Annotated in this window: 23 protein-coding genes; 4 read left to right on the forward strand and 19 right to left on the reverse strand. The window is 67.3% G+C overall.

Annotation, left to right across the window (positions count from 1 at the left end):
• Positions 1-112 precede the first annotated feature (112 nt).
• A complete protein-coding gene (locus LOC57_RS02925; RefSeq protein WP_229957953.1) occupies positions 113-1,090 on the forward strand; it encodes a hypothetical protein in 978 nt (325 codons plus the stop codon).
• 1 nt (position 1,091) lies between these two features.
• On the opposite strand, the gene LOC57_RS02930 is transcribed toward LOC57_RS02925, so the two are convergent.
• The 10 genes from LOC57_RS02930 to LOC57_RS02975 form a co-directional block, all read right to left on the reverse strand.
• Complete coding sequence (locus tag LOC57_RS02930) at positions 1,092-3,053, reverse strand: NHL domain-containing thioredoxin family protein (RefSeq protein WP_229957955.1); 1,962 nt, start codon at positions 3,051-3,053, stop codon at positions 1,092-1,094.
• The gene (locus LOC57_RS02935) at positions 3,053-5,263 is read right to left on the reverse strand and encodes a cytochrome c oxidase assembly protein (protein WP_442860702.1); all 2,211 of its coding nucleotides are present in this window, start codon (positions 5,261-5,263) and stop codon (positions 3,053-3,055) included. Before LOC57_RS02935 ends, LOC57_RS02930 begins: the two co-directional genes overlap by 1 nt.
• A 133-nt stretch (positions 5,264-5,396) precedes the next feature.
• Positions 5,397-5,681: an HU family DNA-binding protein gene (locus LOC57_RS02940; protein ID WP_269437355.1), complete on the reverse strand. Its 285-nt coding sequence runs from the start codon at positions 5,679-5,681 to the stop codon at positions 5,397-5,399.
• A gap of 302 nt (positions 5,682-5,983) precedes the next feature.
• Positions 5,984-6,289, reverse strand: coding sequence for a 30S ribosomal protein S14 (gene rpsN, locus LOC57_RS02945; protein ID WP_227902692.1), 306 nt, complete (start codon positions 6,287-6,289; stop codon positions 5,984-5,986).
• A gap of 2 nt (positions 6,290-6,291) precedes the next feature.
• Positions 6,292-6,459 (reverse strand): 50S ribosomal protein L33, encoded by a 168-nt coding sequence (rpmG, locus tag LOC57_RS02950; protein ID WP_013602737.1) that lies wholly within the window; start codon positions 6,457-6,459, stop codon positions 6,292-6,294.
• The gene (gene rpmB / locus LOC57_RS02955) at positions 6,459-6,695 is read right to left on the reverse strand and encodes a 50S ribosomal protein L28 (RefSeq protein ID WP_146360594.1); all 237 of its coding nucleotides are present in this window, start codon (positions 6,693-6,695) and stop codon (positions 6,459-6,461) included. Before rpmB ends, rpmG begins: the two co-directional genes overlap by 1 nt.
• Positions 6,696-7,069: 374 nt before the next feature.
• Positions 7,070-8,212 carry a glucose-1-phosphate adenylyltransferase family protein gene (locus tag LOC57_RS02960; RefSeq protein WP_229957957.1) on the reverse strand — a complete coding sequence of 381 codons (1,143 nt, stop codon included), beginning with the start codon at positions 8,210-8,212 and terminating at the stop codon, positions 7,070-7,072.
• Between the two features lie 80 nt (positions 8,213-8,292).
• Complete coding sequence (locus LOC57_RS02965; RefSeq protein WP_227911791.1) at positions 8,293-8,787, reverse strand: MarR family winged helix-turn-helix transcriptional regulator; 495 nt, start codon at positions 8,785-8,787, stop codon at positions 8,293-8,295.
• Between the two features lie 144 nt (positions 8,788-8,931).
• Positions 8,932-10,515, reverse strand: coding sequence for an MFS transporter (locus LOC57_RS02970; protein WP_229957959.1), 1,584 nt, complete (start codon positions 10,513-10,515; stop codon positions 8,932-8,934).
• Between the two features lie 213 nt (positions 10,516-10,728).
• Entirely contained in the window at positions 10,729-11,502 is a 774-nt protein-coding gene (locus tag LOC57_RS02975) for an SGNH/GDSL hydrolase family protein (protein WP_229957961.1), read from the reverse strand.
• Between the two features lie 94 nt (positions 11,503-11,596).
• Between LOC57_RS02975 and LOC57_RS02980 the strand changes: the two genes are divergently transcribed.
• A complete protein-coding gene (locus LOC57_RS02980) occupies positions 11,597-12,559 on the forward strand; it encodes a diacylglycerol/lipid kinase family protein (RefSeq protein WP_227911794.1) in 963 nt (320 codons plus the stop codon).
• Positions 12,560-12,569: 10 nt separating this feature from the next.
• Here LOC57_RS02980 and LOC57_RS02985 read toward each other — a convergent pair whose 3' ends face one another.
• Positions 12,570-13,403 carry a M23 family metallopeptidase gene (locus tag LOC57_RS02985; RefSeq protein ID WP_229957963.1) on the reverse strand — a complete coding sequence of 278 codons (834 nt, stop codon included), beginning with the start codon at positions 13,401-13,403 and terminating at the stop codon, positions 12,570-12,572.
• 282 nt (positions 13,404-13,685) lie between these two features.
• Between LOC57_RS02985 and LOC57_RS02990 the strand changes: the two genes are divergently transcribed.
• On the forward strand, positions 13,686-14,393 hold the full coding sequence (locus tag LOC57_RS02990; RefSeq protein ID WP_229957965.1) for a hypothetical protein: 708 nt from the start codon (positions 13,686-13,688) through the stop codon (positions 14,391-14,393).
• Here the strand turns inward: LOC57_RS02990 and LOC57_RS02995 are convergent.
• The 8 genes from LOC57_RS02995 to LOC57_RS03030 all read right to left on the reverse strand — a co-directional run bounded on the left by LOC57_RS02995 (position 14,345) and on the right by LOC57_RS03030 (position 22,984).
• A complete protein-coding gene (locus LOC57_RS02995; protein ID WP_229957967.1) occupies positions 14,345-15,436 on the reverse strand; it encodes a FecCD family ABC transporter permease in 1,092 nt (363 codons plus the stop codon). The genes LOC57_RS02990 and LOC57_RS02995 overlap by 49 nt on opposite strands.
• Positions 15,433-16,563: a FecCD family ABC transporter permease gene (locus tag LOC57_RS03000; RefSeq protein ID WP_229957969.1), complete on the reverse strand. Its 1,131-nt coding sequence runs from the start codon at positions 16,561-16,563 to the stop codon at positions 15,433-15,435. The genes LOC57_RS02995 and LOC57_RS03000 overlap by 4 nt, the downstream gene beginning before the upstream one ends.
• On the reverse strand, positions 16,547-17,575 hold the full coding sequence (locus LOC57_RS03005) for an iron-siderophore ABC transporter substrate-binding protein (RefSeq protein WP_229957972.1): 1,029 nt from the start codon (positions 17,573-17,575) through the stop codon (positions 16,547-16,549). The genes LOC57_RS03000 and LOC57_RS03005 overlap by 17 nt, the downstream gene beginning before the upstream one ends.
• A 90-nt stretch (positions 17,576-17,665) precedes the next feature.
• Positions 17,666-18,664, reverse strand: a complete 999-nt coding sequence (locus LOC57_RS03010; protein ID WP_229958320.1) for a siderophore-interacting protein — start codon at positions 18,662-18,664, stop codon at positions 17,666-17,668.
• Positions 18,665-18,777: 113 nt separating this feature from the next.
• Positions 18,778-19,677, reverse strand: coding sequence for an ABC transporter ATP-binding protein (locus LOC57_RS03015; protein WP_229957974.1), 900 nt, complete (start codon positions 19,675-19,677; stop codon positions 18,778-18,780).
• Position 19,678: 1 nt separating this feature from the next.
• Entirely contained in the window at positions 19,679-20,650 is a 972-nt protein-coding gene (locus tag LOC57_RS03020; protein WP_229958322.1) for a FecCD family ABC transporter permease, read from the reverse strand.
• An 89-nt stretch (positions 20,651-20,739) separates the two neighbouring features.
• Positions 20,740-21,771 carry a FecCD family ABC transporter permease gene (locus LOC57_RS03025; RefSeq protein ID WP_229958324.1) on the reverse strand — a complete coding sequence of 344 codons (1,032 nt, stop codon included), beginning with the start codon at positions 21,769-21,771 and terminating at the stop codon, positions 20,740-20,742.
• Between the two features lie 184 nt (positions 21,772-21,955).
• Positions 21,956-22,984, reverse strand: coding sequence for a glutathione S-transferase family protein (locus LOC57_RS03030; RefSeq protein ID WP_229957976.1), 1,029 nt, complete (start codon positions 22,982-22,984; stop codon positions 21,956-21,958).
• A gap of 128 nt (positions 22,985-23,112) precedes the next feature.
• On the opposite strand from LOC57_RS03030, the gene LOC57_RS03035 reads away from it, so the two are divergent.
• Complete coding sequence (locus LOC57_RS03035) at positions 23,113-24,159, forward strand: NAD-dependent epimerase/dehydratase family protein (RefSeq protein WP_229957978.1); 1,047 nt, start codon at positions 23,113-23,115, stop codon at positions 24,157-24,159.
• Positions 24,160-24,162 lie beyond the last annotated feature (3 nt).

Consider the following 24,162-nt stretch of genomic DNA (forward strand, 5'->3'; position numbering starts at 1 on the left):
CCCCCCCCCCCCCCGCAGGGCTGCATAAGAGCGCTGCGGCAGCGCCTGACACGTTGGCCGGACCGGGGAACCGATCCGGCCAACGCTGCCTCGGGCAGGTAACGTAATACCGGTGCAGGGAACATCACCGGTAATCAAGGCAGTGGCCAGTTGGCTGCTTGCCCTCATGCTCACCATTGCGGCCGCCGTCGTCGCCGTCTACTTCGTGAACGCGAAGGCGTACGGCCCGGAACACCAAATCCGCGCCTATCTGCAGACGGTGGCCGACGGCGAGGGCGGGCAGGCCCTGGGGCTGCTCCACGCCTCGGTCCCCGAGGCCAATGCCGCACTGCTGGACAACGATGGACTCCGTGCCTCGGTCAAGGGCCTGGAGGTGCTGGAGGTCGGCGAACCCGAAGACCTCGGCGAGGACCGCGTCCAGGTTCCGGTGCGTTATGCGTACGACGGCACGGAGGGCACCACCGGGTTTGTCCTCGAGAACGCCGGAAAACACTGGATGTTCTTCGACACATGGGAGTTTGTCCCGTCAGCCCTGCCCACGGTCCAGGTCAATGCCCCCGCACTGCGGGAAGCGAACCTCAACGGTGTACGGGTAACGCTGCCCGAGGGCGTGAACACGTTTGCCGCTTTCCCCCTCTCGCGGGTGGCGGCCTCCTATGAAAGCCCGTATCTGGCGGCCCCCGAGCAGCACACGGTGGTGACCGCGGAGTCCGAGGAACAGCTGAATCTGGCGCCCGAGGCCACCAAGGACCTGATCTCCAAGGTGGACACCAGCATCCGCGCGTTCCTGGACGAGTGCACCGCCGCGGACCGCCTGGCTCCCCCGGGCTGTCCGTTCTACCACTTGACCAACAACCGGGTGGACCAGCCCATCAAGTGGAGCATTGCGCAATACCCCCAGGTAAAGCTGACGCAGACCGAGGGCCGCTGGGTCCTGAGCCCGCTGACCGGCACGGCCCGGGTCACGGCCACCCAGATCGACCTCTTCACCGGAGCCAAGAGCCCGCTGGTGGCCGAGGAGGGCTTCACCTTCAACGCGTCCCTGCGGGTGGACGGCGAAGAGGTGTCCGTAACCCCCCAGGTGGACTGACTTAGTCCAGGCCGCGCAGGTCCAGGACCAGCGCGGACTCGCCGTCGGCCTGCACCTCAACCGGGATTCCCCAGTCCTGCTGGTACATGTGGCACGCAGCGTGGTCGGGGATTTCACCGCCGGGCTCGCCGTCGCATGCCGCCGCGCGGGCGGTGATGTGCAGGACTCCCCCGCTCACCTGGTCCGACAGCACGATCTCGCGGGTCAGGCCGGTGGCCGTGCCGCCGCCGGAGACCAGCAGCTCCTCCGGGGAGGCGGAAATCTTCAGCTGCGTGGGGTCGCCCCAGCGGTCATCCAGCTTCTGCCCCTTGGGGGCGGCGAAGCGGATGGTCAGAGCCAGGGGGCCGGCAGCCACGGCGGTCTTGGGCCGCTGCGTCTGGCGGGCACCTTCGTCCACGGACTGGGCGTCCTTCGGGATGGGCAGGCGGACCAGCTGGTGCCGGTTCGCTTCGACCACAATCAGCAGCGGCTCGGCGGAACTGCTGTCCACCAGGACGTCCGACGGCTCGGCCAGTCCCCGGGCCAGGGTGGAGACGGTGCCCGTGGCCGGATCATAGCGGCGCACGGCGCCGTTGTAGGTGTCCGCCAGGGCTACCGAACCGTCCGGCAGCACCGCCACGCCCAGCGGGTGCTGCAAACGGGCCTCGGACGCCTCGCCGTCGCGGAACCCGAAGTCGAACAGGCCGGCGCCGACGGCGGTGTCCACCTGAACGCTGCCGTTGGCGTCCACCGTCAGCCGGCGCAGGGCCGAGGTTTCAGAGTCAGCCACCCAGATGTTCCCGTCGGCGTCCTCGGCCAGTCCGGAGGACTGGGCGAACCAGGCCTCCTTGGCTGCGCCGTCGAGCAGTCCTTCCAATCCGGTGCCCGCCAGCACGGCTACCCCGCCGGTCGCGGGGTCGAAACTGAAAATCTGGTGCGTACCGGCCATGGCCACCACCAGGCGGCCGAGCTTCGCGGACCAGACGAGGTCCCACGGAGAGGACAGCGAAACATTCAGCGGATCAGCGCCAAGCAGGTCGGAAGCATCTGCCGGAACACTGCCTGCCCCAGCCGCGTCCTCTGCGGTGGCCGCCTCGGCGGCACCGGCCTTGGACTGGTTCCCGGCGTCCAGCAGCCGCTGCACGCCGTTGCCGGCCAGCGTAGTGACCGTTCCTGCTGCCATATTCACCCCGCGCAGGCGGTGGTTCACGGTGTCCGCCACAACGACGTCGTACCCGGCCTGCGCAGCCACATCGGCGGGCAGCAGGGCCACGCCCTGGGGCTCGTTGAAGCGTGCCGCGCCAGCGTCGCCGTCGCGCCATCCCTTGGTGCCCTCGCCGATCACGCGGCGGACCGTGGCCAGGTCGGCTTCAAGCTCCACCAGCCGGTGGTGGCCTGTGTCGGCCACCAGGAAGGTGCCGCCGGGCAGGGCGGTTACCTTGCCCGGGAAGCGCAGGTCTCCGGCGGAGGGCTCTGCGGGCACGTAGGGACCGTCGCCGCGGTGCAGCGTCCCCTTGGCCTCATGCTCGGCCACGAGCTCGGCTACGAGCGATTCCAGGCCCGCTGCGTGGCCCTCGCCGGACAGGTGCGCCACGATGTAGCCCTCGGGGTCCAGAACTACGAGTGTGGGCCATGCGCGGGCAGTGTAGGCCTGCCAGGTCAGCAGCTCGGGGTCGTCCAGGACCGGGTGGTGGATGTCATAGCGCTCGACGGCCGCGGCCAGGGCCACCGGGTCCGCTTCGTGCTCGAACTTGGGTGAGTGGACTCCCACCGTCACCAGCACGTCCGAGTACTTCTCCTCGAGGGGCCGCAGCTCATCCAACACGTGCAGGCAGTTGATGCAGCAGAAGGTCCAAAAATCCAGCAGCACAATCTTGCCGCGCAGATCCTCAAGGTTCAGCTGCCGGCCGCCGGTGTTCAGCCAGTTCCGGCCCTCCAGCTCGGAGGCCCGCACCCGGTATCCGGCGCGCACGGTTTCAGTCATTAACGATCTCCTTGGTCCTGGGTCCTGGCATCATGCTGGGCCAGTGTTGCAAACATGTTGTTGTAAGCAGTGAGGTCGGCGTCATTATTCCGCTCGGCCGCACGGTCGGAGCGCCGCGTCTCCCGTGCGTCGCTCTTGGACCACTGGTAAGCGACCCCGATGGCGACGAAAAGCGTGGGGATTTCACCGATGCCCCACATCAGGGACCCGCCCAGCTGCTGGTCTGCCAGTGCCGACAAGCCCCACTCCCGGGCCATGTTGCCGAAGTAGGAGGCCTGGATGAGCGCTGTGCCGCCCATCACTGCCACGCCGAAGAACGCGTGGAAGGCCATGGTGGCCAGCAGGATGACCAGCCGCAGCGGGTACGGCGCCCGGGCGGGCAACGGGTCTATGCCGATCATGGTCAGGATGAAGATGTAGCCGGTGAGCAGGAAGTGCAGCACCATCAGCTCGTGGCCCACGTGCTCGCGCAGGGCGAAGCCGAACAGGTCCGAGTAGTAGAAAATCACAATGGACCCGGCAAAGTTCACGGCCGCGAAGATGGGGTTGGTGATGATCTTCGAGTAGCGCGAGTGCACTCCGATCAGGATCCATTCCCGGATCCCGCGGGTTCCGTCCCGGCGCGGGGCCAGGGTCTTGAGCGCCAGGGTCACCGGCGCGCCAAGCACCAGGAACAGGGGCACCACCATGGTCAGGGCCATGTGCCCCAGCATGTGGGTGCTGAACAGGACCATGCCGTAGACCGCAGGCGCCCCGGAGGTGATGTAGGCCAGGGCCATCAGGCCAATAAGCCAGCACGCGGTGCGCAGCACCGGCCACTTGTCTCCGCGGCGGCGCAGTTTCACCGCACCAATCAGGTACGTCACGGCCAGGGTGATAATAATCGCCACCCACAACCAGTCCGGCCGCCATTCGGTCAGGTATCGCTCCGAGGTCAGTTCCGGGGGCAGGTCGTATCCGGTGAGGATGCGTGCCGGCGACGCGTCCGTGGGCAGTTCTTCCGAGCGCGGGGGTGCGGTGCGGCCCAAGGCCACCGCCACGCCGGACACGGCGCCCATGATGGCCAGTTCCACGGCCACCAGCTGCCACAGCACCCGCTGCGCGGACAGGTCCCCCTTGGAACCGGCCACGGCCGTTGCTCCGGCGGTACCGGGCGTGCGTGCCGGGTTGGAGCCGGCAAGGCGGGGAATGATCCAGCGGCGGTGCATCAGTCCCAGCAGGCCCAGCAGCAGGGTCAGCGCAGCCTTGGTGAGCACCAGGGCGCCCCACCTGCTGCCGAGCTGGTCCAGCGAGGTGATCCGCAGCGAGGCGTTGACGACGCCGGAGAGGAACACCAGTGCGAAGGCGAAGCCGGCCAGGGCGGAGAACCGGGTCAGTACGACGCCGGTGATGGAACCGAGCTGCCGTGAAACAACGGCCAGCACAATGATCCCGCCGATCCAGAGGCACACACCCAGCAGGTGCAGGCCAATGGAGTTCACAGCCGCACTGTGGTCGTCACCGCCGGCCGAGTGGCCAATCAGGGCGGTGGGCAGCAGCGCGCCGACGGCAAGGATCAGGGTGAAGGCCAGCATGCCCAGGGAACGTACGCCGAACGTCAGTGCAGTGACGACGGCGGCAATAATGCTGATCGCCAGCCAGGCCCGGCCGGTGGAGAAGTCCGTGAGGAAGGAAGCCAAGCCGTCGGTGTACCCGGAGCCGGCGCTGAGCGGAAGGCCGGAAACGTCCGAGTACGTGAACACCATGACCGCCAGGGCGGACACGGTCCAGAGAATGGCGGCTCCGCTGGCCAGCGTCAGTGTGCGGGTGAACGCGGGATGCTCCGGTTCGGCTGATGCGGCCCGGCCGGTATCGGATTTGCGCGTCCGTTTGAAGTTCAGGTGTTTGGGAACAATAGCCACCGCGAACAGCAATGAGCCGATCACCGCCGCCATGGAGATGTTCTGTACCGCTTTGGCCGCGGGCAGTGCCCAGCGGGTCAGCGCACCGGGGTCCCCCAGCTGCGAAGCCCCGGCTGCGCCTGTGAAGAGCAGCGCGGAGGCGAGGGCAATAAAAACGAGGGCGCCGGCAGCCGCCAGCCAGCCGGTCCGCACCGCGCCAGCGTCAGCGTTCCCGCCGTCCGCTGCGCTTGGATCATTCCCGGTGCGCGGCTGCGGGCGCAGGTCAGCGCCTGCAGAGCGGGCGGTGGAGGTTTTGGCAGATTTTGGCACAGTACCCATTCTCTACCCCCGGTAAAAATAGGGCCAATCATTGTTGCCGCCCTCACGGTGCGCCCGGACGCAGAAAGGGCCGGCATCATGGATGCCGGCCCTCTGTACGCTGCGGCTTAGGCCGCTGCGGATGCTACTTCTTGGAGACAGCGGCCTTCAGCTTGGAGCCGGCAGTCAGCTTGACGCTGTGGCCTGCCGGGATCTGGATGGTTTCGCCGGTCTGCGGGTTGCGGCCCGTGCGTGCAGCGCGGTCGGTGCGCTCAACTGCGAGCCAGCCCGGGATGGTGATCTTCTCGCCGTTGGAAACGGAGGTTGCGAAGATGTCGAAGACGGCATCCAGCACGCCGTTGACTGCGGTCTGGCTGTTGCCGGACTTTTCTGCAACTGCGGCAACAAGTTCACTGCGGTTCATAGCCAATTTATGTCCTCCTGGACTCTGGGGTATTTCGTGCGGAAACGCGGATGCGAAACCGCCGCTGTTCGAAAACTTACCAGCTTGGACCCCCAACTCCGGCAAAAACCCCTGCATTCAGCGGATTTTTCCGGTTTTTCGAGCCGAAAAAGGCCAATTTCGGCTGGCCGGACCACCAACTCGCGTCCCCGGCCTCCTGCGTGATACCGTCCCGCGCCCCAGCTGGTACAGCGCGGCCCTGAAGCCCAATTAACAGCAAAAAGGGCGACCCCTTCAAGGGGCCGCCCTTTTTGGCGGTAAAGCAGTGCTTACCAGCTGGACTTCTTGATGCCCGGCAGTTCGCCTGCGTGGGCCATGTTGCGGAAACGCACACGCGAGATACCGAACTTCTGGAGGGTACCGCGGGGGCGGCCGTCAATCTGGTCACGGTTGCGAAGGCGGACCGGGGAAGCGTTGCGCGGGAGCTTCTGCAGGCCGAGGCGTGCAGCTTCGCGGGCTTCGTCGGTAGCGTTTTCGTCTACCAGGGTCTTCTTCAGTTCGAGGCGCTTTGCAGCGTAGCGCTCAACAACGACCTTGCGCTGCTCGTTGCGGGCAATCTTGGACTTCTTTGCCATTCTTAGCGCTCCTCACGGAATTCGACGTGCTGGCGGATCTTGGGATCGTACTTCTTCAGAACCATACGATCCGGATCGTTGCGACGGTTCTTGCGAGTTACGTAGGTGTAGCCGGTGCCCGCAGTGGACTTCAGCTTGATGATCGGACGTACGTCCTTATCCTTAGCCACTACAGCTTCACACCCTTCGCGATCAGGTCGGTAACAACAGCGTCGATGCCGCGGATGTCAATCGTCTTGATGCCGCGTGCAGAAACCTGCAGCGTCACGTTGCGGCGCAGGGACGGAACCCAGTAGCGCTTCTTCTGAATATTCGGGTCGAACCGACGCTTGTTGCGGCGGTGCGAGTGCGAAATGCTGTGACCAAAGCCGGGGATGGCTCCGGTTACCTGGCAGTAAGCTGCCATGATCTCTCCTCCAGTTGTAGTAAATATGACGGTCCTCAAAAAACAGACACAAGGCCAAAGCGCCTAAGCACCTGCCATAAAGAGCGTCCCGCCACCAGTTTTGACACCGTTATTACTGCGACTTTCCGGAGGTTGACCTGGCGGGGTGAGATCCAGCCGAAGTGCCTCGCCGCGGGGAAGACGGTGAAGTTCAGGTAGCCGAACGGGGAAACCCGGCTCGACAGCCCTCAATTCTAGGTTTATACGGGTGGCCGCGCAAATACTCCTCCGCCCGCGCGGGGCAGGCAGATTAACATACGCACGACTTAACGCCTCTCCATCCTAGGGCCAACGGGCGTTTCGTTCAAACTCGCAGCGACCCCGGGTGCCGGGTATCACGACGACGGCGGATCGACCTTTGAATCCCGTCCCACCACTGCCACGCCGTTTTCCGGATCCTGCTCCGCGCCGTCGAGTTTGCGTCCCTGGCCGATCACCGTTCCGGAGTCCACCACCAGGTTGGCGATACGGGCGCCGGAGCGGACCACCACATCCTCCAGCAGGACGCAGGAGTCGACTTCCGCACCGGCTTCCACCACTGCGCCGGCGCTGAGCACGCTGCGCCGCACGGACCCTTCCACCCGGGACCCGGGGGCCAGGAGGCTGCTCTCGACCCGGGCAACCGGGCCTGCAAAACCGGGCAGCCGGCGGGGGCTGGCGGAGAGCATGGGCCACTGCTGGTCATCGAAATCCAGTCCGCGTCCGTCAATCAGGTCCATGTGTGCCTGGTGGTAGCTGCGCGGGGTGCCCATATCCCGCCAGTAACCCGGCAGCCGGTGCTCCACCACCTTGGCGTTTTCCACCAGGTAGGGAATGAGCTGGTCCCCGTAGTCTTCGAGCTGCCCGTCCCGACGCACCAGCTCGTCCAGGGCATCCAGGAGCACATCGGCGTCATAGAGGAAGATCTCCGCAGCCACCAGATCCGACTTGGGGTCCTCGGGCTTGTACTCGAATCCGGTGACCGTCCCGTCCGATACCTCCACCACCCCGTGGTCTCCGGGATTGTCCTTGGCCAAAGTGGTGACGACGGTCAGCGCCGCCCCGCTCTCCTGGTGGGTGTCTACAACCTCGCGGTAATCCAGCCGGTACAGGTGGTCGGCGCTGAGGACCAGGACCAGCTCCGGATCGAATTCACGTATGTAGTCCGCCTGCCGGTACAGGGCGTCCGCGTTGCCCTGGGCGAACCCTTCGCCCTCGCCGCCCTGGAACGGCGGCAGCACCCGCAGTCCGCCGTTGGTACGGTCCAGGTCCCAGGGCCGGCCGCTGGCCAGCTGGTCATTAAGTGACTGGGGTTTGTACTGCTCCACAATCCACACGTCGCCGAAGCCGCTGTTGTGCAGGTTGGAAAGGGAAATGTCGATCAGGCTGTAGGAGCCGGCCACCGGCATGGCCGGTTTTGCCCGGTGTCCGGTCAGGCTCCCCAGCCGGCCGCCGGTACCGCCGGCCAGGATTACGGTCAGGATTCGGGGTACGCGCATGCTTTTGTGCCTCTCGTCGTGCCGTGTTCGGTACTTTCCACGCTAACAACCCCGCGCGGGCACGGCACAAGCGGGACGGACTAGGGCCGCTGGCAGGGGCCCAGGATGCCGTTGCCGGGATTAATCCGCGTGAGGATCTTCTTGCCCACCCGCTCCAGGTCTTCCACATCCTGCTCGGTGAGGCCGTCAAAGACCACGCTGCGGACCGATTCCACGTGGTCCGGCGCCAGTGCCTTGAGCGCGGCCATCCCCTCGTCGGTCAGCGACGCAGTGGTCACCCGGGCATCGTCGGGCGACGGCGAGCGGGACATCCAGCCGCGCTGCTCGAGTTTCTTGACCACGTGCGACAGCCGGGACAGGGACGCGTTGGAGCGGGCAGCCAGTTCGCTCATGGGCAGGCAGCGTTGCTCGGACTCGGAGACCATGGCCAGGACGTGGTAATCGAAGAGGGTCAGCCGGGCACGGCGGAAAAGATCGGCGTCGAGGGTGGCGGGCAGCAGGCTGGAAACGGCATACAGGGCAAGCCAGGCCTGCCGCTCCCGGGGGCTGAGCCAGCGGGGGCTGTTTTCGGTCATGCCGGCTGTCCTCTCGTCAATGGTTTACCTTTCAATCATCGCAGGCCCCGGGCAACGTTCCAACCTCCGGGTTAAACGCCGCACCGGCCGGACAGGTGTCCGACCGGTGCGGTTGGGAAGCGCTACGGCTGGTGCCGACCCCGGCTAGCGGTGGTCTGCAGTGCCCGCGGGCGCCGGGTCGGCGTCCGACTGCGTGCCCTGCTGGCTGCCGAGCGTGTCAAAGGGCAGCGAGTCAACGTCCAGATTGGGGTTCTCATCCTGCCCGGCTACCAGCTCGTATGCCTCGGCCTCCGTGTCCACGCTGGGCATGGACCCCGGCATGGGCCGCTGCGCGGATTCCTTCATGAAGATCACCGCAATGGCGCCGGCCACTGAGGTGAACATCAGCCAGTACGCCGGGGACATGTCATTGTCCGTGAGGGCGATCAGGCCCTGCATGATCAGCGGAGCGGTACCGCCGAAGACGGCGGTGGCAACGTTGTAGGAGATGCCCATGGCGCCGTACCGGCTGGAGGTCTGGAACAGGGAGGGCAGCGTGGCGGCCAGGTTGCCCACATAGAAGGTCACCGGGACGGCGAGCAGCAGCAGGCCCAGCAGCGTAGTGGCAACCGGACCCTGGCCAATCAGCATAAAGGCAGGAACAGCCAGCACGATGGTGGATCCGGCACCGATCCACAGCACGGGGCGGCGGCCGATCCGGTCCGACAGCTTGCCGGCGAGCGGAATGCACAGGGCCATAACCACCAGGACGGGAATGGTCAGCAGGGTGCCGTGGACCGGGTCGTAGCCCTTGGAATCAGTCAGGTAGGACGGCATGTAGGACGTAAGTGCGTAGCCCACCGAGTTGACGGCGGCCACGAGGACCATAGCCAACACAATCGGACGCCAGTAGGCGCGGAAGATTCCCATGGTGCCCAGCGACTCGGTTTCGTCACCGGCCTTGGCACTGGCTTCCTGGGCGTCCAGCGTGGCCTGGAAAGCCGGGGATTCTTCGATTTTCAGCCGGAAGTAGATGGCGAAGGCACCCAGCGGTCCCGCAATAAGGAAGGGAATGCGCCAACCCCAGCCCACCATGTCGGACTCGGAGAGCAGCAGCTGCATCACCGAAACGACGGCGGCGCCCAGGGCAAAGCCCATGTAACTGCCAAGGTCCAGGATGCTGGCCAGGAAACCCCGCCGCTTGTCGGAGGCGTATTCCGAAACGAAGGTGGTGGCACCGGCATACTCACCGCCGGTAGAGAAGCCCTGCAGCAGCTTCATGAGCACCAGCAGGATCGGAGCCCAGATGCCGATGGTGTCGTAGCTGGGCAGCAGGCCGATGATGAACGTGGACGCAGCCATCATGATCAGCGTGATGGCCAGGGTCTTCTGCCGGCCAATGCGGTCACCGAGGCGCCCAAAGACGACGCCGCCCAGCGGGCGGGCAATGAAGGTGGCCGCGAAGACACCCAGGCTGAAGAGCAGCTGCGCATCCTTGTCGGCGTCTGACAGGAAGACGGCACCCATGGTGACGGCGAGGTAGCCGTATACGCCGACGTCGAACCACTCCATGGTGTTGCCGACGACGGTTCCGCCCACTGCCTTTTTCATCATGGCCTTGTCGACCACGTTGACGTCGTCAAACTCCAGCCTGCGCCGCCTCAGCGGTGGCATCCGCAGCTTGCGGGCCCTTGCCTTAGCGGATGATTCCGGGGTTCCGGAAATGTGGGGCGGTGCATCTTTCGACATGTCGGCCTTCCCTCGATGAAGTCAGCTGCTGGGAACAGAAGCAGCCGCCCGGCGCCAAATAGGGCCGGGCAGACCTACAAGTTTAGGAAAATCTCCTGGCCACACCGAATCGAAGGGGCGGATTCCGCCGGTTTTACGCGGCAGGGAAGGCGATTCAGCCCAATAAACAGGGGACTTATCTTCAGTTATGTGATTTGGCCCATAACCGGCGGTTCAGGCAGGCAGCGGTGGGTGTGTCAGCTCTGGATAACGGGCAGTGAGGTTGTCTCCGGAGGAGACGCCGCGCAGTCTGCGGCTCACCCAGGGGCCAAGGTAAACCCGAGCCCACTGGGCGTCCCGGCGCAGCTGTTCCACCCGGTTGCGGGAGGGCAGGTTCTCCAGTTCCGGCACGTCGATTGCGTCGGTTCCGCGCAGCACTTCCAGGACCTTCTTGGCGGTGAGCATATGACCGGCGGGAGACATGTGGATCCGGTCCACCGCCCAGTAGCGTTCGTCCTGGAGCTCCCGCATCCGCCAGTAGTCCACCAGCACGGCCTCGTTCTTCTCCACGATTTCCCGCACCAGCTCGTTGTACACGGCTGTGCGCCCCCGGGTCCGGCCGATGACCGGTGCGCTGCCCGAGTCAAACCCAGTGAAGACCATCACCGCTGCGCCGCTGGAGCGCAGCTTCGCGATGCCTCCTTCGTAGGCAGCCACGATGGCGTCAATGTCCACCTTCGGGCGCAGGATGTCATTGCCGCCGGCGTAGATGGTGACCAAGGTGGGAGACATGGCAATAGCCGCATCCACCTGCTCGTTCAGGACCTGGTGCAGCTTTTTGCCCCGGATTGCCAGGTTCGCGTACCCCCAGGAGCTGTCGGCAAGCACCACCTGTTCGGCAACCCGGTCCGCCCAGCCCCGCACACCGTTGGGGCGGGTTTCATCCTCATCCCCCACACCTTCCGTAAACGAATCCCCCAGGGCCACATATCGTTGCGTAAAGTTCACCACCACAGGTTACAAGCTCGGACCCGGGCCCTTTCACCACACCCCCGGGCTAGACTCGGAGCGGAACAGTTCGCATGCTTACGATAAGGACACCATGACCAGCCAGGAACCACAGAAGCGCCAGCGCGCCGCTGTCATTGTGAACCCCATCAAGAAAACGGACTTCGACGTGCGCGTCCGCGTGGCCGAGATCTGCGCGGACGAAGGCTGGGAGGAACCGCTGTTCTTCGACACCGAGGCGGAGGACCCGGGGCATTCCATGACCCGCAAGGCGATGGAGGCCGGCGTGGACCTGGTCATCGCCGCCGGCGGCGACGGCACCGTCCGCTGCGTGGCTGCCGAACTGGCCGGCACCACCTTCCCCATGGGACTGCTGCCGCTGGGCACCGGCAACCTGCTGGCACGGAACCTCGACATCGGCGTCGACGATCCCGAGCAGGCGGTCCGCGCCGCCCTGAACGGCACCGAGCGGCGCATCGACGTCGTGCACGTGACCGTTGACGAGAACGTGGACAGCGACACGTTCCTGGTGATGGCCGGACTGGGCTACGACGCCGGCATGATGGCGGACACCAAGGACGCCCTCAAGGACAAGATCGGCTGGCTGGCCTACGTGGATGCCGGCATCCGCAACCTGCCCGGCAAACCGGTGAAGACCACCATCTCGATTGACGGCGGCAAGCCGATCCAGCGCCGGCTGCGCAGCGTGATGGGCGGCAACTGCGGCAAGATCACCGGCGGACTGGAAATTTTCCCCGGCGCCCGCCTTGATGACGGCCTGCTGGACATCCTGACCCTGGCTCCGAAGGGCAAGCTGGGCTGGTTCGGTGTAGTGACGGGGCTGCTGCGCCGCGGCAAGGGCAGCAGCACCGCCGTGGAGTACTACCAGTGCAAGCGCGCCGAGGTGTGGGCCGAGTCCCCCTTGGACTTCGAGATGGACGGGGACCACCTCGGCAGCGCCACGCACATCCTGTTCGAAACGGAGTCGAATGCCCTGCGCATCCGGATGCCGTACGGCAAGAAGGATCCGGCAGTCCTGAGCAACCCGGTGCCGTAGCCCGCCCCGGCTACAGCCAGCCCATCGGGTCTTCGTAGGCTCCGTGGCGCAGCACCTCGAAGTGGAGGTGCGGGCCGGTGGAGTTGCCGGTGCTGCCCACGCCGGCAATGACCTGCCCCGCTTCGACGGTCTGGCCCACTTCAACGTCAATGCTGTTGAGGTGGTTGTAGGTGGTCTGCAGGCCGTCTCCGTGGTCAATGACGATCCGCAGCCCGCCGCCGCCGGTGGTGTGCCAGCCCGCTTCCACCACGGTGCCGGCGGCAGAAGCCTTCACCGGAGTGCCGGTGCCTGCACCGAAGTCGGTGCCGGTGTGGAACTCCAGGGCGCCCGGCGCCAGCGGATTCTCGCGGTAGCCGAACGGGGACGTGACGGGGGCGTCGTCCAGCGGAGCCACCGGTCCCTGCGGGACGGGCACGGAAACTGCTTCCGTGCCCCCGCCTGCGGGCCCGGCCTGCGCCGCCGGGGCGGCCGGACCTCCTCCGGACTCAGGGGCCGCCGGTGTCGCAGCCGCGGCTTCAGCGCTCAGCGACGCAACCACTGCCTGCCGTTCCAGCTGCAGCTCCGGTTCGGCGGAGCCTGCCGCCCCGCCTACCAGGCCGGCAATAACGACGGCGGCGGCAACCCCCAGCGCTCCGGTCCGGTTCGCCGGGGTGTCGTGCTCGTGGATCCAGTCCTTCGCCTGGGTACGCAGGTCGCGGGGCTTGCGGGTGGCCGCGTGCGCTCCCCGTGGGCGCCGTTCCACCAGGTCGCGGGCCCGGTCCCGGACGTTATGCATGGTGCGGAGCAGGATCCGGCCGGAGACGGTTTCATATGCCTGTGCGGGTTCAAAAAAGTGCTCGGTCAACAATCACCTCAGCGTGAGTATTGGTCAAGGACTCTTCATGCACCGGACCCTTGTTCGGGTCCCTGTCTATGCATCGGGCCTGGTGTGCTTTCGACACCGGCCATATTTCGATTCTAGGAAGGGCGGTGAGCCCATTCGACAATATGTGGGCAATCCCAAATTCCTGCGTGACCGCCGCCCCTGCTCCTGTGTCCGCCGTCACGGACCGGTTGTAGATGGATTAGCATCACTAGCTGAAGTGCCTGCCGTAGACGGCGGGCCGAACCATCCCGGGGGATACTCATGCGGCCGCATCACCTGTTCTTCGTCAGCGCCGGCACCTTTGCTGCCGCCTGGCTCGTCCTGTCCTACTGCAACGCTCCCCGGTTCGGTCCGGCCTTGGTTGCGGTGATCGTGGTCCTGACGCTGTGGACCTGTGGTTATGTGCTGAACAACCGGCGCGCCGCACGGGCCGCCGGCATCCGGCTGCAGGGCCGGAGGGCTGACCGCCAGGTACTGGTCAACCGCTCCCCTGCACAGTTCGCCGAACTGCTGGACACCGTTTTTGGCGCGGTTGGATTGTATTACCGCGGTATCCAGGAGGTACCCGGAGGCATCTTTACGCTGGCCCGGAACCGCACGGTGCTGGCGAGCGAACCTATGTTCGTGGTGTCCGCGCCCGGCCCCGACGGTGGAACGCTGGTGCGGGTTGCCGCGGAACACCCCAAGGGCACCTTGAACTGGGGCGAAGCCAGCCGGCAGGTCCGGCTCCTGCTGGGTGAACTTTCCAAGTGGGACGCCTATGTGCGCGACAACGCAAAGGCGGATCCGCTGCCCTGGCCGCACGCACCGCTGGAACTGAAGCCGCTGCCGGCAGCGTATTCCGAGCTGGCGCTGCCGGCGGAGTACCCGGAGCCCCTGGCGGATGAGGAGGATTGGGGCCTGGATGAGGAGGATTCTCCTCAGAACAAGCCTTTCCGGGCTTCGGTCCACAAAAGCCAGCCCAAGTAGAGGCTGCCCAGGCCCGCGGTGAAAATCCCCACGGGCAGGGCCGGGCCGACGTCGATCTGCTGCACGGTGAAATCGGACAGCGTCAGCACCAGGGCACCCACCAGGGCGGGGGCAACGACTCCGGGCGAGGAAGTCCCCAGCAGCCGCAGGGCAATCTGCGGGGCCACCAGGGCCACAAAGGCCACCGGCCCGCAGACGCTGACGGCGGTGGCGGCGAGTACCACGGCCAGCAGCACGGCCACCGTCCGGGTCCGGTCCACCCGGACGCCGAGGGATTCGGCCAGCTCATCGCCAAGGGCCACCAGGTCCAGCCGGCGCTGCAGGGCTGCCGCCGCGGGCAGCACCACGGCCACGGCAATCCCGATAGTGGCAACGTGGGACCAGGACCGGGATGCCAGGGATCCGTTGAGGTAGAACGCCAGCGTCTGGGCCTGCTGCTCGCCCAGGGTCGTCATCGCCAGCGAAGTCAGCGCGGAGGCGACGGCGGAAATGCCGATGCCGGCCACAATCATTTTCCCGGGCCGGGCAAAGCCCCGTCCGGTGCCCAGCCAGACCAGGGCCACGGCCAGTCCGCCGCCCAGGATCGCCGCCACGGGGACGGGCACGTAGCCGGGCCACAGGGCGGTGGCTGCGGCGCCGGCGGCAGCGCCGCTGGTCAGGCCAACCACCTCAGGACTGCCCAGGGGATTGCGGGTGACAGTCTGAAAGAGGGAACCTGCCACGCCCAGCGCCATTCCGGCGCCCACGGCGGTCAGGAATCGGGGCCCGCGCAAACGTTCCAGGACAAAGGCGCCGCTGCCTTCCGGCGGTGACACGGCCAGGGCCAGCAGCTCGGTCCAGGACAGTCCCAGTTTCCCGGCGGTCAAAGTGAATGCACCCACCAGCAGCACGGCCACGGCCAGGAGAACGGATAGGAACAGGCTGCGCCGGCGGTACCGGATACTCAGCTTCGAGCCCAGCCGGAGGGTACGCGTGCCGCCGGGTGGCACCGCACTGGACCGACGGGCCGCAGCGGGTGCGGAGACCCGCGTCCGGGCGCTCATGCGACGGCCCGCATCCGGCGCACGGCCAGGATCAGCAGCGGTGCACCGAGCAGGGCGGTCACGACGCCGGTGAGCAGTTCCCCGGGCTGCGCCGCCAGGCGGCCCAGGACATCGGCGAACAGCAGCAGTGCCGGGCCGGTGAGGGCGCTCAGGACCAGCAGCCAGCGGTGGTCCGGGCCCGCGAAGCTGCGCACTATGTGCGGCACGGCCAGGCCGACAAACCCGATGGGGCCGACGGCGGCGGTTGCGGAGGCGCACAGCAGTGTGGCGGCCAGGGCGCCGGTAATCTTGACAGCCTGGGGGTGCAGGCCCAGCGACGCCGCCGCCTCCTCCCCCAGCGCCAGCGCGTTCAGTGACCGGCCGGTTACCAGGGCCGCGGCCAGTCCCACGAGGAAGAACGGCAGGACGTCTTGGGCCTGCTCCATGGTGCGGCCGCTGAGGGACCCGACGGCCCAGAACCGGTACATGGTGAAAACGTCCGGACGCGTCAGGGCAACGGCCTGGATGTAGGACATCAGCACCGCCGACATCACCGTGCCGGCCAGCACCAGGCGCACCGGGGTCGAACCCCGCCGGCCCGAGGACAGGCCGTACACCACGACGACGGTAAGCAGCGCGCCGGGCAGGGCCAGCCATACATTTGCGCCGGCCGCGCCGGCCCCGAAGAACGCCATGCCGGTGACCATGGCCGCGGCGGCACCGGCGTTAACGCCCAGGATGCCCGGGTCCGCCAGCGGATTGCGTGTCAGGCCCTGCATGATCACCCCGGCCACGGCCAGTGCTGCACCGGCCATGATGCCCAGGACGGTGCGCGGGATCCGGCTGGCCACCACGTCATCCGCGTAGGTGCTGCCGGTGCCGGTGAGCTCGGTCCACAGGGAGGCAGCCACCTCGCCGGGACTCAGCTGATGTGCTCCCACGGCCAGGCTGGTCACCACGGCCAGGACCAGGAGGGCTGCACCCGCAATAAGCAGCACCGCCCCGCGGCCCGCGCCAACGGACGCCCGCCGGGCCGGTGCGGGCCCCGCCGGAGCGCCGGGAGCGGCCGGTGCTGATGCACCGGCCGCTGCGGGGTCCGCGGCTTCCGCCCGGACCCCAGGCGGAAGCGAATCAGCCGACCTTGGCAACTGCTTCTTCGATCATCGGTTCGAACCGATCCAGGACCCACGGGACGCTCAGCGGGGTGAGGAAGCTGGAGCCCATGCCTACCTGGCGGTCCAGGTTGCGGACCACGGAGTCGCGTTCCACGGCGGGAATCGAGGCGAACAGCCGCTGTTCCTCGGTGCGCTGCTGCTCGGCTTCATCGTTGTACCAGGTGAACAGCACGTCCACGTTGTTGAGCTTTTCGGCGTTTTCCAGTCCCAGCTCGGAGGTGAAGCTGCCTTCGCTCGAGGGAATGTCCTTCACCTCGGGCGCCACGGTCATGCCCAGAGCGGTGAGCATGTCCACGCGCGCGTCACCCTCGTTGTACAGCACCAGGGAACCGGGTGCGCCGCCGCCCCACACATAGGCGAAGGTCTTGCCGGCAAATTCGGGGTGCTCCGCGGCGCTGTCGGCCAGGGACGTCCTGATACCGGCTACCGCTTCCTCTGCGGCCTCCGGCTCGCCCAGCGCCTTCCCGATCACCGAAATCTGGTCATCCCAGTCGATGTTCCAGGCCTTTTCGGGGTAGGCAACCGTGGGCGCCAGGTCATTGAGGATGTCGAAGTCCTCCTGCGTGATGCCCGAGTTCGGGGCCAGGATCAGGTCCGGTTCCAGCGCCACGATCGCATCAATGTCGATGTCGGTGCCGCCGGTGAAGGTGGCGGGGATGTCGTCGCCCCGCTCCTCGATGGCTTCGGTGACCCACGGGTAGTTGCCGTGCTCGTCATTGCCCCAGGTGACTTCTTCCACGCCCACGGGGGTGGTGCCCAGCGCGACGGCGGTGTCTGCGGATCCCCAGCCGATGGTCACCACGCGTTCGGGCTTCTTTTCGATGACGGCCTCACCCAGCGCGGATTCCACCGTCACCGGGAACTGCGCGGACGCCGTACCGGATTCTTCGGCCGGGCTCGAGTCCGAAGCCTCGGCACCGCAGCCGCTCAAACCGAGCAGGAGCGCGGGAACCGCCAGCAGGGCGGCCTTGGGGGCACGTTTCATGGTTTGTCCTCTCAGAAGTCCGGCCCGCCGAACGGCGGGCCGGTAAAGCCAAAAACGGGGTGGAGCGGGCCGGCGGGTCCGCCGGCAGGGCTAGGACTCGGCGCGTCCCTTGCGCCAGTAGCCCATAAAGGCCACCTGCTTGCGGTCAATGCCGACGTCGCGGACCAGGTAGCGGCGCAGTCCGCGGACCACGGCCGCCTCGCCGGCAATCCAGGCATAGAAGGGCAGGGCACCGGAAGGGGCGTGTGGATTGGGGGTGGCCTGCACGGCGGCCGGGTCCAGGCGCTGCGGGGTCTCCCACAGGATTGCCTCGTCCACGTTGATTTCCTCCGGTTCCGACAGCGCCGGCCGCTGGCGGAACGGCACGCCGTCAGCGGTTTCCACCGAGGCCCAGCCCGGCAGTGCCACGGTCTGCCGCACCGCGGCGTCGAGCAGTTCACCGTGGGGCCGGTTACCCCGGGCCAGCCAGATCATCTGCACCCCGGAAGCGGTGCGGACCGGCTGGCGGTCGGCGGTGGAGGGGATTTCCATCAGGGCGTGGCCGGTGACATCTTCGGGCAGGGATTCCAGGATGGCGGTGATGGCCGGGACGGCGGTTTCATCGCCGGCCAGCAGCACATGCCGGGCCATCCCCGGGCGCCATTCAATGCCGCCGTAGGCTTCGGCGGTCACGCACTGGGCCGCGTTGGGGCCGATGATGCATACCCGGTCGCCGGGCTGCGCGGCAGCGGCCCAGCTGGAGGCCGGCCCGCCATTGCCGTCTTCATCGAAATGCAGCACGAAGTCCACGTCGATCTCCGGCTCCGGGCCGGTGCAGCGGGCACCGCGGACGGTGTAGGTACGCATGCAGCCGCGGGTGGCCGGGTTCAGCTTCAGCCAGTCCTGGTACCAGCCGGCTGATAGCTCAGACAGGTCCGGCAGCGGCAGCGAGGTGCCTTCGGCTTCCACGCAGGGCACAATCACCTTGATCCGCAGGTCATGGGTTTCACCGGAGATGCCGAAGTCGGACAAACAGGCCCCTGCGAAGGTGATGCGCTGGAAGTTGGCCCCTAGCCGGACAATCCGCTTCACCTCGACGTCGAAGGACATTACCGCCCCGGCAGTGCGTGCCCGGCGCGGCCGGACGGGTGCGGTACCGGCAGGCACAGCCGCGTCAGCCGGCACAGCCGAGGCAGCCGTGGCCCCGTTGGTGGATCCATGGGTCATGATGCTGCCTCCAGGCGTTCGGTGGGGCGGCGGTCCGCCGGGTTGGGCATATACCCCTGCGACGGTTCCGGTTCCGGCTCCGCCTCCGGTTCCGGTTCCGGTGCCGCACTGTGGTGGCGGCCGAGGGGAACCACCATGGGCGTGCCGGACACCGGGTCCGGAATCACGCGGGAGGACAGGCCGAAGACGGTGCTGACCAGGTCCTCGGTCACCACATCCGCGGGGGCTCCTTCGGCGGCAATCCGGCCGTCCTTCATGGCCACCAGGTGGTCCGCATAGCGGGCGGCCAGGTTCAGGTCATGCAGCACAATGGCCACCGTGGTGCCGGCGCGCCGGTTCAGGTCGGTAATCAGGTCCAGCACTTCAATCTGGTGGGTGACGTCCAGGAAGGTGGTGGGCTCGTCCAGCAGCAGGATGTCCGTTTCCTGCGCCAGGGCCATGGCAATCCAGACCCGCTGGCGCTGTCCGCCGGAAAGTTCGTCCACGTTCCGTGCCGCCAGGTCCACGGTGTCCGTGGCGGCCAGCGCGGCGGCGACGGCGGCGTCGTCGTCGGCGCTCCACTGCCGGAACCAGCCCTGGTGCGGGTAGCGGCCCCGGCCCACCAGATCCGCCACGGTAATGCCCTCCGGTGCCGTGGGGGTCTGCGGAAGCAGGCCCAGGGTCCGGGCCACCTGGCGGCTGGGCACCGAGTGGATGTCCTTGCCGTTGAGGTAGACCGTGCCGCCGGTCGGCTTGAGCAGCCGGGCCAGCCCGCGCAGCAGTGTGGACTTCCCGCAGGCGTTCGCGCCCACGATGATGGTGATCTTGCCCGCGGGCAGGGTCAGCGAAAGGGAATCCACCACCTTGCGCTCGTCGTACGCGAGCTCCAGTTTCTCTGCGGAAAGAAGGTTCTCCATGTCAGCCTCCTTGGCCTACGCGGTTTGACGTGACCAGCAGCCACAGAAGGAAAGGTGCGCCCAGCGCGCCGGTGACGACCCCTACGGGCATGGCGACGCCCGGGATGAGGTTGGCGCCGGCAAAATCGGCGGCGAGGACAATGCAGGCGCCCACCAGCCCGGCCGTGAGCAGCGTGGTTTCCCCGTGCATCAGGCGGCGGGCAATGGGCCCGGAAAGGAACGCGATAAAGGCCACCGGACCGGCGGCGGCGGTGGCGACGGCGGCCAGGGCCACCGCCGTAATGATCAGGGCCAGCCGCGCGGTTTCCACCCGGATGCCCAGCCCGGCGGCGGCGTCGTCGCCCAGTTCCAGGCCGCGCATGCTCCGCGCCAGCACGGCCGCGGCGGGCAGCAGCACCAGCAGGGACACCGCCAGCACGGCGGCGCGGTCCCAGCTGCTGTTGTTCAGGGACCCGTTCAGCCACACCAGCGCCTCGGAGGCGGTCCGGATGTCGGTGCGGGTGAGCAGGTAGCTGACCAGGGCCTGCATCACGGCGGCGAAGCCGATGCCCACCAGGACCAGCCGGTAGCCGGCCACTGAACCGCGGCGGGCCAGCAGGTAGATGGCCAGCGCCACCACCAGCGCGCCGACCAGGGCCACAACGGACACAGTGGTTCCGGCGGCGCCGAAGAGCACAATGGCCGCCACGGCGCTGGCGCTGGCACCGTAGCTGATGCCGATCACGTCCGGACTGGCCAACGGGTTGCGCAGCAGTGTTTGGAACACCGTTCCGGCAATACCGAAGGCCACTCCGATCATGGTGCCGATCACCGCGCGCGGCAGTTTGCTCTCCATCAGGATGTAACTGGCGCCGGGGATCTGCTCGCCGAACAGGATGCGGAAGAAGTCCGGAATGGTGAAGGTGTAGGTACCCAGCAGCACGTACACCGCGAAGAGGACCAGCACGGCGGCGGCCAGCAGCGAGGGCACCAGGACCCGGCGGCGGCGGGACTGTTTCCGGGCCGCGCGGACGGCTCCGGCTGCTGCGGCGGGAGCCGCCGGGCGGGTGTCGACGGCGGCGCTCACAGTTCGGCCAGCTTCCGGCGGCGGACCAGCCAGATGAACACCGGTGCACCGAGCACGGCGGTGGTGATGCCCACCGGGATTTCGCCCGGCGGGAGCAGCACCCGTCCCACAACGTCGGCCACGACCAGCAGTGCCGGGGCCAGCAGCATGGAGAAGGGCAGGATCCAGCGGTAGTCCGGGCCGGTGAAACTGCGCACCATGTGCGGAATCACCAGGCCGATGAAGGCGATGGGACCGGCGGCGGCAGTGGCGGCACCGCACAGCAGCACCACCCCCAGCGCGGTGATGCCGCGGCTGAGTCCCACGCGCTGGCCGAGGCCGCGGGCGACGTCGTCCCCCAGGCTCAGCCCGTTGAGCGCCCGGCCGGCAAACAGGGTGATCAGGGCGCCGATGGCCAGGAACGGCAGCACGGACAGGATGGTGTCCCAGTCCCGGCCGGATACACTGCCCACCCGCCAGAACCGGAACGTGTCCAGGGTCTGCTGGCTGGAGACCAGCACGGCACTGAGCGCGGACATGAGCCCGGCGCTCAGGGCGGCGCCGGCCAGGGCCAGCTTCACCGGGGTGGCGCCGTCACGGCCCATGCTCGCCACCACGTAGACCACGACGGCGGCCAGCGCCGCACCGGCAAGGGCGAACCAGATGTAGCCGGTCAGGTTGGTGATGCCGAAGATGTAGATGCCCAGCACCACCGCGAACGCGGCGCCGGCGTTGACGCCCAGGATGCCCGGGTCCGCCAGCGGGTTGCGGGCCACGCCCTGCATGGCTGCGCCGGCCAGGCCCAGGGCCGCGCCGGTAACCAGGCCCAGGACGGTGCGGGGAATGCGGGAGGAGACCACGGCGTGGTCTCCGTTGGACGGATCGAAGTTGGTGAGCGCGTCCCAGACCGTGGCCAGCGGGACAGGCCGGGCGCCGATGGCCACTGAGGCGGTGCAGGCCAGGACCAAAACCGCAATGGTGAGCAGCAGCAGGGCCGTGCGGGTGCCGGGTCCGCGCCTGCCGTGCGGGGTACCGCTGCCCGGGACCATTGTGCCCGGGGACCCGTTGTCCCGGGCCGTGGCGGAGGGTGCGCGGGAAGGAACGCCGGCAGGGCGTGCGGCAACGCTCACGTAGGCACCTCCCCTAAGCAGCAGCAATTTCTTAAGTAAGGCTAGCCTATGCTCAGGTGCTTTAAGAAACGTTTGTGTTGCGTATTAGGAAGCGCCCGGCGGCCTAGTTCCCGGCCCCGTGCCCGGGGGCCACCCGCTCGGAGTCGCGTACCGGTCCGGGCGGTGTTCCGTTGCCGAACGGGCGCCCGCCCAGCTCCTCGCGTCCGTGCTCGGAAAGCCAGTTGGACAGGTCCGGTCCCTTGGGGATGATCCCGGTGGGATTGATGTCCTCGTGGACCACGTAGTAGTGCGCCTTGATCTGCTCAAAGTCCACCGTGTCACCGAAGCCGGGGGTCTGGAACAGGTCCCGGGCGTAACCCCACAGCGCCGGCATTTCGGTGAGCTTGTTCCGGTTGCACTTGAAGTGCCCGTGGTAGACCGGGTCAAAACGCACCAGCGTGGTGAACAGCCGGACATCGGCCTCGGTAATGGTGTCCCCCACCAGGTAACGCTGCTTCGAAAGCCGGTCCTCCAGCCAGTCCATCGCCGCCCACAGCCGGTCATACGCGGCGTCGTAGGCTTCCTGCGAACCGGCGAACCCGCAGCGGTACACACCGTTGTTGACCTCGGTGAAGATCCGCTTGTTCACGGCCTCCATTTCCGCCATGTGCTCGGCCGGCAGCAGGTCCGGGGCCCCTTCGCGGTGGAAGTCCTTCCACTCGGTGGAGAAGTCCAGGGTGATCTGCGGGAAGTTGTTGGTCACCACCGCACCCGTAGGGACGTCCACGACGGCGGGAACGGTGATGCCGCGCTGATAGTCGGGGACGCGCTTGAAGAAGGCCTCCTGCAGCCGTTCGATGCCGAGCACCGGGTCCCTGCCGTCCGGATCCAGGTCGAAGGTCCAGCTGCGGGCGTCGTGGGTGGGGCCGGGCAGGCCCAGGGAAATGGCGTCTTCGAGTCCCAGCAGGCGCCGGACAATGATGGTCCGGTTGGCCCACGGGCAGGCCCGGGCCGCGATCAGCCGGTACCGTCCGGCCTCTACCGGGTAGCCGTCCCGCCCGTCGCGGGTGATCCGGGTTTCAATGTAGTTGGTGTCCCGGGTGTACTCGGTTCCACCGGTCACGTAGGAGCCCTTGGTGCTGTGCGAAGTCATACGCTCACACTAGCCCCTGCACCCTGAGCTGCGAACGGCTTCCGAAGGGCCGCCCCGCTGCCGGAAATCCGGTGCGGCGGTAGAGTCGAGTGCAATGCAGCCGGCAGTGCGACGGAAGGACTTTGACCATGCGAGTAGCCGTAATCGGGGCCACCGGAAACATGGGGACCGCAGTTCTGCGCCGGCTGGCGGAGGCCCGCCAGGAACTCGGAGAGCTGGAAGTGGCGGGAATTGCCCGCCGGATCCCGGACACCACCCAGCCTCCGTACGACGGCGTCGAGTGGCACAGCATCGACGTCGGCGACACGGCCAACGTGCCGGAACTGACCGAAGCGCTGCGCGGTGCCGACGCCGTGATCCACCTGGCCTGGCTGATCCAGCCCAACCGGGATGAGGCGGAGCTGCACCGGGTCAACGTCCAGGGTACGGAAAACGCCCTGGCTGCGGCTGCGGCAGCAGGCGTGCGGCAGTTTGTCTGCGCTTCCTCGGTCGGAGCGTACAGTCCCGCCCCCAAGGACCGGCTGACGGATGAAACCTGGCCCGCCCGGGGCATTGCCAGCTCCCACTACAGCCGGCACAAGGGCGAGCAGGAGGCCCTGCTGGACCGGTTTGAACTGGAGTACCCGGAAATTCCGGTGGCCCGGCTGCGGCCCGGACTCATCTTCTCCTCCGACGCGGGCAGCGAAATAGGGCACTATTTCATTGGCCGGTTGATCCCCAAGTTCTTCCTGAACAAGCTGTCCCTGCCGCTGATCCCGCTGCCGGATTCCTTCATTTTCCAGGCCGTGCACGCCGACGACATTGCGGATGCCTACTGGCGCGTAGTGGACCAGCGGGCCGAGGGAGCCTTCAACATTGCAGCGGATCCGATCATCACCCCTGAGCTGCTCGCCGGCATGCTGGGTGCCAAACGGGTCTTGAACGTGCCGGTGAAACTGGTCCGCGCCGTCGTCGGCCTCACTTGGGCCGCGCACCTGCAGGCCACCGATCCGGGCTGGGTGGACATGGCCGCCGGGGCCCCGGTTATGGACACCACCCGGGCGCGCGAAGTGCTCGGCTGGCGGCCGCGCCGCACCTCCCTGGAAGCCCTGCAGTTTGTGCTGGACGGGATGAGCGCCGGCGACGGCGTGGCCGGCTCCCCGCTGCTCGCCCCGCGCAGCCGGGCCCGGAGCTAGCGG

This window comes from Arthrobacter sp. zg-Y750 (assembly GCF_020907365.1).
GTDB lineage: Bacteria > Actinomycetota > Actinomycetes > Actinomycetales > Micrococcaceae > Arthrobacter_B.